13 protein-coding genes are annotated in these 15,071 nt (G+C 36.2%); 1 reads left to right on the plus strand and 12 read right to left on the minus strand.

Annotated elements, in window-relative coordinates; translation table 11 throughout:
- Nucleotides 1–122: 122 nt before the first annotated feature.
- The 9 genes from MHH81_RS15255 to MHH81_RS15295 all read right to left on the minus strand — a co-directional run bounded on the left by MHH81_RS15255 (nucleotide 123) and on the right by MHH81_RS15295 (nucleotide 9,094).
- Nucleotides 123–1,379: a glycosyltransferase family 4 protein gene (locus MHH81_RS15255; RefSeq protein WP_340922696.1), complete on the minus strand. Its 1,257-nt coding sequence runs from the start codon at nucleotides 1,377–1,379 to the stop codon at nucleotides 123–125.
- The gene (locus tag MHH81_RS15260; protein ID WP_340925274.1) at nucleotides 1,376–2,467 is read right to left on the minus strand and encodes a DegT/DnrJ/EryC1/StrS family aminotransferase; all 1,092 of its coding nucleotides are present in this window, start codon (nucleotides 2,465–2,467) and stop codon (nucleotides 1,376–1,378) included. Before MHH81_RS15260 ends, MHH81_RS15255 begins: the two co-directional genes overlap by 4 nt.
- Before the next feature lie 490 nt (nucleotides 2,468–2,957).
- A complete protein-coding gene (locus tag MHH81_RS15265) occupies nucleotides 2,958–4,757 on the minus strand; it encodes an SDR family NAD(P)-dependent oxidoreductase (RefSeq protein ID WP_445678100.1) in 1,800 nt (599 codons plus the stop codon).
- 45 nt (nucleotides 4,758–4,802) lie between these two features.
- Nucleotides 4,803–5,507, minus strand: a complete 705-nt coding sequence (locus MHH81_RS15270) for a CpsD/CapB family tyrosine-protein kinase (protein ID WP_340922701.1) — start codon at nucleotides 5,505–5,507, stop codon at nucleotides 4,803–4,805.
- A complete protein-coding gene (locus MHH81_RS15275) occupies nucleotides 5,500–6,240 on the minus strand; it encodes a YveK family protein (RefSeq protein WP_340922704.1) in 741 nt (246 codons plus the stop codon). The genes MHH81_RS15270 and MHH81_RS15275 overlap by 8 nt, the downstream gene beginning before the upstream one ends.
- 66 nt (nucleotides 6,241–6,306) lie before the next feature.
- The gene (locus MHH81_RS15280) at nucleotides 6,307–7,050 is read right to left on the minus strand and encodes a tyrosine-protein phosphatase (protein WP_340922706.1); all 744 of its coding nucleotides are present in this window, start codon (nucleotides 7,048–7,050) and stop codon (nucleotides 6,307–6,309) included.
- Nucleotides 7,051–7,747: 697 nt separating this feature from the next.
- Nucleotides 7,748–8,071 (minus strand): hypothetical protein, encoded by a 324-nt coding sequence (locus tag MHH81_RS15285; RefSeq protein ID WP_340922708.1) that lies wholly within the window; start codon nucleotides 8,069–8,071, stop codon nucleotides 7,748–7,750.
- Nucleotides 8,072–8,281: 210 nt separating this feature from the next.
- Nucleotides 8,282–8,773 carry an MgtC/SapB family protein gene (locus tag MHH81_RS15290; RefSeq protein WP_340922710.1) on the minus strand — a complete coding sequence of 164 codons (492 nt, stop codon included), beginning with the start codon at nucleotides 8,771–8,773 and terminating at the stop codon, nucleotides 8,282–8,284.
- A gap of 60 nt (nucleotides 8,774–8,833) precedes the next feature.
- Nucleotides 8,834–9,094: a hypothetical protein gene (locus MHH81_RS15295; protein WP_340922712.1), complete on the minus strand. Its 261-nt coding sequence runs from the start codon at nucleotides 9,092–9,094 to the stop codon at nucleotides 8,834–8,836.
- A 433-nt stretch (nucleotides 9,095–9,527) separates the two neighbouring features.
- Between MHH81_RS15295 and MHH81_RS15300 the strand changes: the two genes are divergently transcribed.
- Entirely contained in the window at nucleotides 9,528–12,557 is a 3,030-nt protein-coding gene (locus MHH81_RS15300) for an efflux RND transporter permease subunit (protein WP_340922715.1), read from the plus strand.
- A gap of 63 nt (nucleotides 12,558–12,620) precedes the next feature.
- Here MHH81_RS15300 and MHH81_RS15305 read toward each other — a convergent pair whose 3' ends face one another.
- The 3 genes from MHH81_RS15305 to MHH81_RS15315 form a co-directional block, all read right to left on the minus strand.
- The gene (locus tag MHH81_RS15305; RefSeq protein ID WP_340922718.1) at nucleotides 12,621–12,830 is read right to left on the minus strand and encodes a hypothetical protein; all 210 of its coding nucleotides are present in this window, start codon (nucleotides 12,828–12,830) and stop codon (nucleotides 12,621–12,623) included.
- A 515-nt stretch (nucleotides 12,831–13,345) separates the two neighbouring features.
- Entirely contained in the window at nucleotides 13,346–14,191 is an 846-nt protein-coding gene (locus tag MHH81_RS15310) for a GIY-YIG nuclease family protein (protein ID WP_340922721.1), read from the minus strand.
- 83 nt (nucleotides 14,192–14,274) lie between these two features.
- On the minus strand, nucleotides 14,275–15,057 hold the full coding sequence (locus MHH81_RS15315) for a hypothetical protein (RefSeq protein WP_340922724.1): 783 nt from the start codon (nucleotides 15,055–15,057) through the stop codon (nucleotides 14,275–14,277).
- Nucleotides 15,058–15,071 lie beyond the last annotated feature (14 nt).

Genomic DNA, 15,071 nt, shown 5'->3' on the forward strand with positions numbered 1-15,071 from the left:
TATTTAAGGAAAATTCTCCACCTAAAAATTTTGGTGATGTAAAATCATTGATGAAGTAATCCTTCCAGGATTCTTATCCATTTTTCCTTTAAAGAGCCCATCCTGACCACCAATCTATAAAATTATAGTAACTGTTCAAGCTTTCTAGTTAACACTTTAAAATCATAGTCTTGTGCAGCTTTTAATGCATTTTGACTATAAATTGCAACTTCATCCTGAGGCATATTAGACAGGTTAATAATGGCTTCCGCAAGCTGATTCGTACTAGCATTATCGATCACAATGCCACATTGATATTTTTGAATGAGATCGTACCCATATTCACAACCTGAAAGCGTTGGTTTCCCACTTGCAAAGTATTCAAACATTTTATTCACACTCGTACCAAACCGTTTGAGCCCGTTTTCTGAAAAAAGCTGAACAATATTTAAATCGGACTTACTGAGAACATACGGGATATGATTTTTATCGACAAACCCTTTAAATTGAATGTTTTTAATTCCATGTTCGACACAATATTTTTCTAAATTCTCTTTCTCTGTTCCTCGCCCATAAATTAAAAACTTTATATGATTAACACCTTTTTTCTGGATGATATCTGCAATTTCTACAACTCGATCTACATTGTTTGCCTTCCGAATCGATCCTGTGTACACAACCTTAAACAGTTTGGGGTTGTTTAAATCAGGATCCACTACTATATAACGCTTTATATTTTCAGTGAAACGCTCTAAATCAACACCATTATTAATGTGATGCACTTTCGTTAAATCAATCGGTCCGCCGCATTCTTTGTTCCACCCTCGTTCAATTATGTAATCTTTCCCACCCTCCATCGTAAAAATCAATTTGTCACACTTTTTATAAATCCATCTTTCCCCACGATATAGCAGATTGGCGACTAAGCTATTTCTTTTTATCGAGCCATATTCGATTAAGGACTCAGGCCATAGATCCCGCATTTCACAAACACAAGGAATGCCAAACTTTTTCGCGAGTTTAATGCCCGCTATTAGGGTTAGCGGATGAACACTCGAAGCGAGGATCACATCAGGCTTCCCATGACTTTTTGCATACTCTTTTGCGACAGGAAAAATACTTTTATAGAATACAATCATATTTTTTATGCGTTGCTTGCCATTTCCGACGTAACTAGGTGTCTTCACAAATACGTACGGAATGCCATTTACTTCATCCGTTTTGTATTTATGACTTACTGTATCGATATTCTCGTCTGTATTATGAATCGTGGATGCACAAAAAATGGTAGCGTGATGGCCAAATTTAATTAAGTTTTCAGCAAACCAAAAATGCCGTCCCCCTAGGTCTTTAAACGTATCGGTGGCATAATGATTGAAGATCCAAATGTTCTTTTTCAATTTTTTGAAGCACCCCATAATTTTTTAATCGTGTTCACAACTCTACCCAAGTCCTCATCTGTCATTTTTGTATCGGATGGCAAACAAACACCATTTTCAAATAACTTTTTGGATACATCGGTGCCAACAAAGTCATATTTTTCGAAGAAGGGCTGCAAATGCATCGGCTTCCACGTAGGCCTTGATTCAATGTTTTCTTTTTCAAGAGCTTCCATAATGTCGAGTGGCCGAACTTTTCTGCTTACGGTCAAGGCAGTTAACCAATAATTCGGTTCATTCCAGTCTTGGATAGGCATGAACTCCACACCATCCAGGCCGCTTAACTCTTTTTGATAAAAGTCAAAAATATATTTCTTCTTTTCCACTCGTTGGTCTAGCACTCTCAGCTGACCTCGACCAATTCCCGCTACAACGTTACTCATCCGGTAATTAAATCCTAATTCGCTATGCTGATAGTGCCTTTCTGGATCTCGACTTTGTGTAGCCCAGAATCGAACCTTGGCAATCCTCTCCGCATTGTTCGAAACTATCATCCCGCCGCCTGAAGAAGTAATAATTTTGTTCCCATTAAATGAAAACACTCCATAGTCTCCGAAAGTCCCAGTATGTGTACCCTTGTAATATGTTCCAAGTGATTCCGCTGCATCTTCAATCAACGCGACCTGATTTTTTTTGCAAAGCCGGACGATCGGGTCCATATTCGCCGATAACCCATATAAATGTACGACTATGACGGCTTTCACCTTTGGATATTTCTGGAACGCTTCTTCTAATGCGGTAGGACTCATATTCCACGTTTCAGCATCACTATCAATAAAAACTGGAGTGGCATTTTGATAAATGATGGGATTGGCCGTCGCCGAAAAAGTTAACGACTGACAGAAAACAATATCTCCTTGCTCGACGCCAGCTGCTTTTAGAGCCAAATGAAGAGCTGCCGTTCCTGATGAAAGGGCCGCTGCAGATGTACTTCCCACTTTTTCTGTCAGCTCTTTCTCAAACTGATCGACATTTGCCCCGAGAGGTGAAATCCAATTCGTATCAAATGCCTCTTGAATAAATGCCATCTCAAACCCTTCATCACTCATATGGGGCGATGAAAGGTAGATTTTCTCTGCCTTTGGATTTGGTTGAGAATTCCCATCACTCTTCGACTTCTCGTTCCGGATACCTGACAAGATATTCCTTCTTTCTAATCGTTATAGGTATTGCATTTTTTGTGTTTTCGCGCTGGGTAAAGTGATTGCGAGTGACCCGTGTGAAGTTGCTAGGCGCATGATGAACATTCATGAGATGAACGGTTTTTTGCTTTGGATTTAGGCTGCGGAATGTCGTTCATACACTGGTTGAAGACCATTTAGCTTGTGCACAGAGCGAGAATTGGCCTCATTAGCCTTTATGAACAGTTTTTTGACCAGAATATAGATGCGGAATGCCCTTCATACCCTTGATGAAGGTTTTTTTGACCAGAATTTGGTCCTTCATCCCATGTAAAAGTATATTTTTCCGATAGAATAACCATGTTAAAAGAAACAGAGACTTCCAAAAATCCTTCGACCACTCGACTAACGCTTTAACTCAACCATCTTGCCACTTCCCATTCGCCATTTCAATCACTCGTCGCTTTAGCTCAGCAATCTCAAGTCCCTGAATTTCGGCCAAAAATGCCATCAACAAGTTTTCTTCTGGCGAATACGCTTTCCCCACATGAATATTTGGATAGACATGTTCTTCCTGAATTTCTTCGGCATTCAACAGTTCTTCAAACATTTTTTCACCGGGACGAATGCCCGTAAATTCAATGGCGATTTCCTCTTCTTTGAATCCCGATAATCGAATTAAGTTCTTTGCGATATCCACGATTTTAATTGGTTCTCCCATATCTAACACAAACACTTCGCCGCCCCGCGCTAGGACACCCGCCTGTAACACAAGTCGAGATGCTTCTGGAATCGTCATAAAATAACGCGTCATCTCAGGATGTGTTACGGTGACAGGCCCACCTGCAGCAATTTGCGCTCTAAATCTTGGTATAACGCTCCCACGTGAACCAAGGACATTCCCAAAACGAACTGCTGCTAAGTTTGTTTGACTCGTTCTTGCTAAATTTTGAATAAGCATTTCTGCAATTCGTTTGGTTGACCCCATGACATTCGTTGGATTAACGGCTTTATCGGTCGAAATAAGGACAAAGTTCGATACTCCATATCTACTTGCAGCTTGTGCGACATTCATAGTCCCAAAAATATTGTTCTTAACCGCTTCTCTCGGATTGCATTCCATTAAGGGAACGTGTTTATGTGCAGCAGCATGATAAATGACATCTGGCCGATAGTGTTCGACAATTTCAAAAATCCGCTCTCGATCTTGAACATCCGCAATAATCGGAATAAATTCGATCGCACCATATTCCGCTTTTTCCGACAATTCCATGTGTATGGTATAAATGGAGTTTTCTCCGTGTCCTAATAAAAGGATTTGTTTGGGATGAAACTGCGCGACTTGTCGACAAATTTCAGACCCAATTGAGCCACCAGCGCCTGTCACAAGGATTATTTTCTTTGATAACTTATCCGAGAGCGTCGGCAGGTCAAGTGTCACTTCTTCTCGACCAAGTAAATCTTCAATTTTAATCGGTCGAACATCATTAACTGCTACTTTACCTAACATCACATCTTCAATTTTCGGCATCGTTTTGATTTTTACATTCAAATTCACACAGCGATTATAAACTTCCTGAATCCCTAATTTACCTAGTGAGGGAATCGCTAAGATGATGACATCAATTTGTTTTTCTTGGACAATACGCGAAATGTCTTTAGTGGTCCCATATACCTTTACGTCCATCACCCGTAGTTTTTGTTTGTATGGATTATCGTCAACGATCGCAACCACATCATATTCATGGGATTGCTTTCTCTTCATATTGCGAATAAGCATCATTCCTGCTTCTCCCGCACCGACAATTAGTACCCTCTTTAATCGTCCTCTATTTTTAAAAGAAGTTCGATCATGGATGAGGCGTAAACAAAAACGCGATCCACCGATTAATATCATCAGTAATAGCCAAGTAATGACATGTTCACGAAAATACACTTCACCGATGATAATAAAATGAATCACACTTTTTAACGTGACAGCAAAGGTTACCCCGTAAGTGATCGCCAACAACTCTCGAATGGAAGCGGCTCTCCAAATGCGACTATCCAATTGAAAAAAATACGACATAATCTGATAGCTAATGACCAAGACCAATGCATCCAGCACTAAATTGGATGAGGCTCTCATTAACCAATAACTAATACAAATTGCAATTAGAACTAGACATGAGTCAATGATAAAAAATATGAAGTATCTCAATGGGTAATTCAATTTCACACCTCTTTTAAATACAACAGCCCCAAAGAAGAAGTACACATTTTATCACTCTACTTCCCCGTAATATTGGTAATAGTAATGATCCTTTTCAAGTTTAAAGTTGTTAAGAATCGTCCCAATAATATTTGCATTCGAAGCTTGGAGTACTTCCTTAGCTTTTACAACATTACCCTTATCCGTTGCCCCTGAGCTGATGACAAGAATAGTGCCGTCACATTTATTTGAAAGGATTTGTGCATCTGAAACGGAAAGGGCTGGAGGAGCATCAAATATAATCATGTCGTAATTTTCTTTTGCTTCCTTTATAAAGGTATCCATTGAACTCGACCCAAGAAGTTCTGCTGGATTGGAAGGTATTGGTCCACAAGTAATCAGGTATAATCCACTAACTCCAGTTCTTTTAACTATTTGTTCGAGAATCACATGACCTGACAGTAAGTTAGTTAATCCTGGCGAAATTGACTTGTGAAACGTATAATGCATTGTCGGCTTTCTCAAATCTGAATCGATGAGGAGTACTCTTTTTCCTTCTTTTGCAAAAACAATTGCAACATTAGCTGCTGTCGTTGACTTTCCTTCTCCTATAGATGACGAAGTAAAAAGTAGAGTCTTGAGTCCCCTATCCTGCATCGAGAAGTTAATGTTTGTCCGAATGGTTCGGAATTGTTCGGAAACAATCGATTTAGGACTAACGCTCGTCACAAGCTTTCGTGCAGCTATTTGTTTCATTTTCTTACGCTTTTTAAACATGCTTTGATCCCCTCTTTCTATTGGGACTAATCGATTCTTTTGGTTTTTTTATTTTCTTGTAAGAAATTGGGCTAATGAGTCCTAGTATCGGTAACTCAAGCAATTCTTCAATATCTTGCTCCGTTTTTACAGTCGTGTCTAAATACTCTAAGAGAAAGGTCAATCCGAATCCAAGCATTAATCCGATTACTGCACCTATCGCCATATTAAGTATTGGATTTGGTTTAACAGGAGACATGTCATTTACGTTAATGGCCGGTGAGAGAACGATGACATTATCTACATTCATCAATGATTGAATTTCTTCTTGAAACACATCGGCAGTCATATTCGCGATATCGACTGCCTTTTGCGATTCTGTATCTTCTACACTAACGTTAATAACTTGCGAGTTTTGTTCACTATTAACTGTTATTTTTTTATTGAGTAAATCTGGCGTCATATTTAAATTCAGATTATCTATTACTTTTGATAGAATAACTGGACTTTTTATAATGACATTGTATGTGTTGATTAATTGAAGATTTGTATCGATGTCTTGACTGTTAAATTGATTTTGATCGGATTCCTTCTGATTTATAAGAATTTGTGTTGATGCTTGGTAAATCGGTGTCAGAAAAAAGTAGCTGATTATGCCTGCAATTGTTACCGCTAAAACAAATGTACATATGATGAGTGCAAGACGTTTCTTTATTACTTTAAATAGTTCTTGTAGACTAATTGTTTCTTCCATAAGAGTCATGCCCCCTTTTACTCTTCCATTTGAAAAGCATCAAATGTACATTCATAAATGACGAATTTATTTAAAACTAATTGGTTGTATTGCTTGAATATCCGTACCGAATACTACATGTTTTGCATTTTCACTATAATAAGTTACAAGACTCTCCGAAAACTTTTTTCGTACATACCGATAAGCATCATTCAATAAAAAAGGTCGCTTTTGGTAATGATGTGCATCCGAAGATATGAAGTGTACTAAATTATGTTTTATTAAATCCACTGTGTACCTTTTTAAACTTCTACCATCGGCACCTACCAAACTTGCTGCTGTTATTTGTATGAGAGCCCCTTTACTTACTAACTCATAAAGCTTTTGCTTTTCCTTTCTGAGGACAGTATTTCTTTCTGGATGCACTATGATTGGGATATATCCTTTTAGTTGAATTTTATAAAGGACCTCAAAAGTATGCACAGGTATATGATTTCTAGGTAGCTCTATTAATAAGTACTTTCCACTGTTAGCTAGCGTTAAAAGATCACCTTCTAAATCTTCAAGAATGTTATTATAAATATAGATTTCTTGTCCAGGAAGAATTTTCACAGGAATATTTTTTTTTGAAAGCTCTCTGTATAAATTAACAACAGCCGCTTTTACTACTGAAGAAGAGTTCATATATTTTCCATTACGATGGTGAGGAGTAGCAATAATATGTGTAACTCCATTCGAAACTGCATTTGCAACAAGTAGTATAGCCTCTTCAATAGATTGTGGTCCGTCATCTAGTCCAGGTAAAATGTGATTATGTATATCAACAATCAAATTACCGCTCCCTTTCATTCACATTTGTTACTCAAAATAGTTCTGTCAATGAGCCATGTTATAAGCAGTAAAATACTCGCAATAATGTCTTTTGCCCTCTTTCCAATCCGGTGATATGGCTGTAACATGTCATCTTTAATATTTTCCAACTTCTCCTTAATATACGTAAAATAAACCTTTAAAATAGTATATTCACACCCCACTAAAAAAGTACTAGGTTTTAAAATTAGTAAATTCAAAACAAGCCACCCTAAGTTTATATGTTAGGACAGCTAGTAAATATTATTGTTATTAAAGAATTAGAATTTTCAAGTCAAATGATTACTTTCGATTCACTTTCTTCTAATTAGCTCAAATAAAACAAGAGAACCTCTTAAACTTTAGTCTGATACGAACTTTGCGTAGGAATTCCAAGCATTTAAGAAAATCAAAATAATCACTTTAGATCTTAATTGTTACCACAAAACTGAGCACTACTTCTATTAATAGTGGCTATGAAATATGTAAGTATATTGTGTTTTTTTATAATTTTTTGGGGGAGGCAATTTTATAGAAGGAGACTAAACAGGCTTTATCAATAGATTTTACTCTGTTAAGTAAGTATGTTGTTTAGAAGCATATATTTTGAGACTTCTGTGAAAAACGAGCTTCCAGAGCCAAATAAAAAATAACACCAGTTTCCCGGTGTTATGCCATGTTAATTAATGAAGTAATCTTTATATACATAAAAGGAAACAAGAAGCGCCATTACAAAGTAAACTACGGATCCGACCATTACAAATGATACTTCATTTACTCGTTTGGAATTTTCCACCTTAATTAAAGTCGACCTTTGAATTTGCAAATCGATCTGCCGACCAATTGCACCGCTCTTGTTCGTAAAAAATAAAATAATGAGCAAAGCAATAAAGCCAAAAGGAATAATGCTGTCTATAAAGCTCCACTCAAATCCGTAAGAAATAAGCCAATGAATAAGTGCTAGACTAAAAATTGTTGCGAACATGGTTATCCACTTTTTCATACAAATCTCACCCTTTTTTCCAATTTTTTAACAAACTATCTACCATACGTTTAGACATGGAAAAAGTTTCAAAAAGAAGAGTTTTCGTAAAGCCAACCTTTTATCAATCCTTTTTCTTCACCAGTACCGATTGCTAGAAAAAAAGTTGGTTTCCAATTTAGGAAACCAACCTTAGAAAAATGAGTATTGACTATTTACTTCCCTTCATGTCTACTCCCCATCGCTATCACTATCGTCATGTTCGTCATGATCTTTTCCTCTTTGCGGTAAAATCCCCATTTTTTCAAAAACCTTAGGCAAGTTCATCGCGATGAACATCAGTACTACAGTAATGATGGCTAAATCGTAAGCACCGTAACCAATCGTTAAGCCGACACAAGCGGTGATCCATAGATTTGCCGCAGTCGTCAAACCACGTTTTACATTATCCTTGCCTAGCCAAATAACACCGGCTCCGAGAAAACCGATACCACTAATAACTTGAGCTGCTAATCGCATTGGATCCATATACCGCCCTTGGTTTAGTGTGGACAAACACATCGCCAATGTAGAACCTAAACAAACTAAAATATGCGTTCTAATACCTGCTGGCTTATGCTTGATGGCTCTTTCTAAACCAATCAGTAAGCCGATAATCGTCGCTACCACTAATCTAATATACAGGTCATAATGTGAATTAAATAATGATGTAAAAAAGTCCATATGCATTACTCCCTTAAAAAGTTTACCTAATTATATCAGCAATTTCCTTTCAGATAAGGCTTATTCCCAAAAACAAACTTGAAGTTTCTTCCCATCGAGATCATAAAAAGTAAAAAAAGTATTCAATCCATCCTTTTGTATATCAGACACTTTGACTCCCTTTTCAGTAAGTCCCTTGTAAGTGTCTTCTAAATTGGATGAAAAGAAAATCGGATAAGTAGAATTTTCATTCGTAACTGGCTGTCCCTTTTCTGTTAAAGGTATATTGCCTTCTCCGATATTCAAAGTGACATAATGATCTTCCTTAGAATATTCCTGCAATCCCAATACATCCTGTTACCAAGAGCTAGCTTCCTCCATGTTCCTAACTTTTATACAAACCGTATCTATTCTTTCAATCAAGCTCATTTTTTTGTCATCCTATCATTTGTTCTTTCTTTAATTTGCTAATAAATAACTAAATTCTTTTTATATGTTACTCCAATAATTAGCCATCCATTTTCCGTAGTGGAAGAAATCCCATTATATTCTAAGTCTTAGGTCTTAGATAAATATAATTCTAAGGGTCACTGTGGAATATTTTTCTATTTCTTATAATAAAGTTGCAACTGAAGCGATTGAAAGAAAGGAGTATTTAGTTTGAATTAAATTTATGTAAATTTTTTAAAGTTTAATAATAGTGTAATTTTTCCTTTTGCATTTATAGTAATATTTTAATGGTATTAAATTTGTCATTTTTAGGAGGAAACTTTTTATGTCGATTTTTACAAAGTGGGCTTTTGGTAACAGAGCTGCTGTCGCTGTATTAACTGTATTAATATTAGTGATTGGTGTTGTCAGTTACTTTAGACTCCCGATGGAATTTTTACCCTCAGCGGATAATCCGCAAGTAACCATTATTTCCATGGGCCAGGGTACTGACTCTAAAACAATGGAATCAGAAGTAACCATACCGATTGAAAGATCCGTTAACGGATTAAACGGAAAAACATCTGTTTATTCTACAACCGGAGACGGATTTTCTAAAGTAGACCTGTTCTTCGAGGCAGGATATGATATGAAGCAAGCCAAACAGGACGTGCAAGATGCATTAAGCAAAGTAGCTTTACCTTCCTATATATCTAAGCCAACTATTTCACAGCTTAATACTTCGATGATTCCAATTGTGAACATCGCTGTTACCTTTGAAGAAGGTATGACGACAGAAAATATGGAATTTGCTCGTGAAGAGCTTCGTTCTAGATATCAAGAAATCAAAGGTGTTTCCAGTGTAGATGTTTATGGGATTACAGATTCCGTCATTTCCGTCCAAATAGATGATGAAAAATTGGCTGAAAATCAAATTTCTCTTCAAGCAGTTATGGGTATTCTTCAAGGACAAAACACTGCTGTTTCTGTCGGCGAAAAGAATATGGATGGAAAAACAAGTAATATCAAAGTAATCGGTGATTTAACAAGCATGGAAAAATTGAAAGGATTAACGGTAGGACCTGGAGTAACGCTAGGCGAAATTGCAACGGTTGAAGAAACGATAGATTCGAATTTTATTAGCCGTTTCGATGGAAACGATAGCTTAGACATTAGCATTACAAAGGACAGTCAATCTAATGCCGTTACTATTAGTAAAGAAGTAGAAAAAGTAACCAAGGAAATCAACGAAGAGTATAAACAGCAGGAATCTGTTGTTTACATATCCTCTGCTGATTTAGTCGAAAATTCCGTTCATACGATGATAAAAGAAGTTCTTCTTGGTGCACTATTTGCAACGATTGTCATTATGCTCTTTTTACGAAATATCCGTTCTACTTTTATTACGATCGTATCGATTCCTTTATCACTTTGCTTCACACTATTCCTACTGTCATTGTCTGGTGTGACATTGAATATTTTAACGCTTGGCGGTGTCGCTGTTGCGGTTGGACGCTTAGTGGATGATAGTATTGTTGTAATCGAAAATATTTTCCGTAAAATGCAAACAGAGAAATTCTCTGTAAAAATGATTATTGACGCAACTAAACAAGTGGGAGTCGCTATTACTGCTTCTACATCAACAACAGTTGCCGTTTTCTTACCTATGAGTTTATTAAATGGAGGACTTCAAGATTTCCTATTACCATTTGCATTAACGGTTACGTACTCCTTGCTTGCTTCTTTAATCGTCGCGTTGACTGTTGTTCCAGTTATGAGTGCAGGATTATTGAAGAATGCAAAGATACCTGAGCATAAACCAGCTGTTCGTTTCCCAAAAATAGTTACATGGTCCTTGAACCATAAATGGATTGTGTTTACGATTTCCATCCTTTTATTCTTTGGTTCAATCGGTACTTATTTTGTCATCCCAAAAGGAGCAGTTGACAATTCTTCTGCTGACTATGTCATGGCAACCCTCACTTACCCGAATGATACACCTTTAGAAGAAGTAAAGGAAAAGACATTGGAAGTGGAATCATCTATTCTAGCTATAGATGAAGTGCAACATGTGTTTTCACAAGTAGGTTCTCCAGCGGAAGCAGCTCAATATGGCTGGGTTGGATCGTCGACTGAAGCAACCTTCAGTATTTTATTGAATGATAAAAAAGATACAGAACACATCGTGAAAGAAATGGAAAAGAAAAAGGAACAATATCCTGATGCCATTTTAGAAGTTAGTGCATCTTCCTTTATGATGGGAGGAGCAAGTACTAATATCACGATCGATGTAGTTGGTGATAACTTAGCGGATTTGGAAGAAGTAGCAACTACTATTAAAGAAAAAGTGCAGGACATTGAAGGCGTAGAGGAAGTTACAACCAATCAAGATGAAAAGAAAACTGTACACTCTCTTGTAGTTGACCCTACAAAAGGAAATACAGAACAAGTTGCACAACAGTTAGGTGTAATGTTAAATAAAACACCAATTGGAACAATTAGTTTAAATGATAAGCAAAAAACTGTATACCTGGAGCCGCTCCTAGATACGAAAACAGCGGGAGACTTGAAAAAGATACAAGTCATGACTGATACAGGTCTTGTCCCTGTTTCATCCATTGCTACGTTACAAAGTGAAGAGCGTTCAACTAACCAGTTCCATAAAGACGGGGATGCCTACCTTCGAGTAACTGCATCAGTGGATCCTGCAAAGCTCTCAGAAATCTCAAGTAAAATAAATCTAGAGATCCTCGGTGATAAAAAGGACAATGAAGGCATGGATATTCCAGAGAATGTCGACGTTCTAATCGGTGGTTCAAGTAGTCAACAAGCAGAAGATTTTACAGATTTATTCCTAATTATGCTTGTTTCCATCGGGATTGTATTTTTAATTATGGTCATCACATTTAAGTCAGTCAAAGCACCAATCGCTATTCTTTGCTCATTGCCACTTGCTGCAATTGGTGCCATTTTAGGAATTGTCGTCAGCCGAATTTCAGTTGATATCACAGCACTTCTAGGGGCATTAATGCTCATTGGTATCGTCGTGACAAATGCAATTGTACTTTTAGACCGAGTGAAACAAAATGAACAAAAAATGATTATCCGCGATGCACTTGTAGAAGCAACTGCTACAAGAATGAGACCAATCTTCATGACTGCAATTGCAACCATCTGTGCAATGCTTCCGTTATTAATGAAGCAAGCAGAAACTGGAAGCTTAGTTTCACAAAGTCTTGCGATTGTTGTTATTGGTGGTTTAGCTATGGCAACATTGCTGACGCTGATTGTTATTCCTTGTATATATGAATTGCTATATTTTAGGAAGTCTAAGAAACAGCGTATGGCTCAAGCAACTGAGCAGGATACTATTTAATGTGATCATAAAGAAACCAGACCATAGCTTAAACGCTATGATCTGGTTTTCATGTGTTTCCTATTAACGCGAAGGTCTAGCTTCTTGACAATTTGAACACTTTTTCTGATTGCTACCTTTAAATTTGGTAAATGTTTTTTCAAAAGTATTTCCACATGAACATTTAAACTGTAGTTTTTGCGAGTAACCTATATATTCATTAGAAAGTAATTCACTATCTGAATTCTTTTTAACATACTCGCGTATTTCTTCAATTGTCCATTTTTTATTCATATTCATACACCTCCGAAGTGTTTCCGAATTTAACCAGGAAAAGTTTCGGATACCTTCCTTTCAATTAGGCTCATGACTTCCTAATCTACCTGAGTTCCCTATTATAGCATCATTTCAATCAATATTAAACATAGCCTAAATTTCGTTTTACTCTTCTACAGGCAACCAACTTTTAAACAGCCCCCCGTTCGTACGGAAGGGAAGCAAAATGCCCTCTACGTATTATTCGATTAAACTATAGCCTTCAATTTTTCCTCAATAAAACGAATCCACGTTTTCGTAGCATACGAAACATAATTATCTTTTTTCCAGGCAATCCCAACTTGCCAATTCACCTTGGGGAACAGCGTAGCCGGTGGTTGCCATATATACTAACTGATATATGTATCTCTAATACTTTCTACTGTAGAAACGGTTATGTTACAATGTAAATCCGCCAAATTGTAGTAAAATGGCAATAAAATTTTCACCATTTTTTTACAAATTATACGTATATCATCTCATAAACTTCTTTTTCAATTATGGTTATAGCCGAACGGTATGGTTTGAAGCTTGCGTTTAAATTTGTTTTCAACTTCAACTGCTTCTATTGCTGTAATATCTTTTGGAAGTACTTTTAATATCGAATATTGGAAATGTATATGCGCGGTAGAGTTTAGTGCATGTAGCTGTTTAAATGCTTCATTCCCTCCATGTATTGTTCTAGCATATTCAGTCCAACGACCAAGCAAACCGTTTTTACTGTATGAAGATCCGATATATATTTTGCCATTTGAAAGATCTGTAATTGCATAAATAGCATTGATAGAACTTAGCGCGATGTGCCAATCAGAATAAGTTTGTCTGTGATCGATGATTTCTTTTAACTCGTGATACTTTAATAAGACATTTTCGTATCCCGGAAAGACAAATTCACTTGTATTCACTAGCTGTGTAATGATTTTTTCATTCGTTCCTTTTTGAGACCATTTAACAGCTGCCTTTCCCCATTCAATATATAATTTATTTTCGTAGGTATTTAATGGATCATTATCAACTTCAAATAAAGGATGCATTATTTCATCTTTATAAGACTCTAACAAAAATGGCGAACAATCTGGTGAAATAAACGGTGTCTCTCCATGTCTCACATCATATGATTTTAAATACTTCGCAGTAGTACCTTCATCTGCGGAAAAGACAATTATTTTATCATACCCGTCAAAAAAGTGAGGCGATTGTTTTTGAGTATATTCACGTAAGAAACCATCACGATATGCGTTGATAAATCGTTCATGTTTCAACGAATGACGGATAAGTAATGTTTTCTTCAAGTTGTAGTTGCATCTCTCTAATAAATCAGACAAATAGAAATGGACCATTATTAACTCCTTAAAAATATTGGATTATTTTAACTCTAAAATTCTCATTCTATCTATCATGAATACTAATAATGTAATTATAATTAATATGATTTTGGATTCTCTAAAAATTCAATTCCTACTAATTGATAGCGATAGAAAGGGTTATGACCATCCCAATCCTCTTGCATTTTTGTTGATGGTAATAAGTAGTCCTCTTCCTCTGTCACAGTACATGTATAGTAATATTTCATAAGTACATTATAAATTTCATCATAGTTCAAGATTCCTTCTTGCGCTTTTTTTACTAGCATATTTAAATAGAGATTTTTTGGTACAATGTGTTCAAAAATTAATTTTGCTTTTTCTTTTTGTTGCAGTATATGTAATGCTGCAGGCGTGATAAAGTCGGTCATACTGTATTTGCCATTATATAAGTTATTCTGACGATGATAGCTCTCCGTTAGAAAGTATAAATCTTCTCCTAAGCCCTTTGAACTTAAATGATGTTGTTTAAGACGTTGATCATTAATTTGTAGCTTTAAATGAATGATTTGTTCTAAATGTCGGCTTAAAAACTCTATGAACGTTACTCTTTGAAATTTATTACTTTTTGGGGAAGAATTTATTTCCATCTGTGGTTGCTCTTTTTTAGATCTACAATTATGTATTTGATTATTCTTTTGATTAAATGTATAAACTGAACCATCTTTGTGTTTGTAACTAATATTTTCATGAATTCCCTTATTGATAATTGACCATGGGATTTGTTCTCTTCCTAATTCTGCTTTCATAAAATGAGCCGCTTCTTTAATCGTTACAAATTCCCCAAATAGCATATTGTTTTTATAGATGGTAACTTTTACACCTTTTTTTCTAATTCTCATAAATCCACCTAATT

Source organism: Psychrobacillus sp. FSL H8-0484, assembly GCF_038005325.1.
Lineage (GTDB): Bacteria > Bacillota > Bacilli > Bacillales_A > Planococcaceae > Psychrobacillus.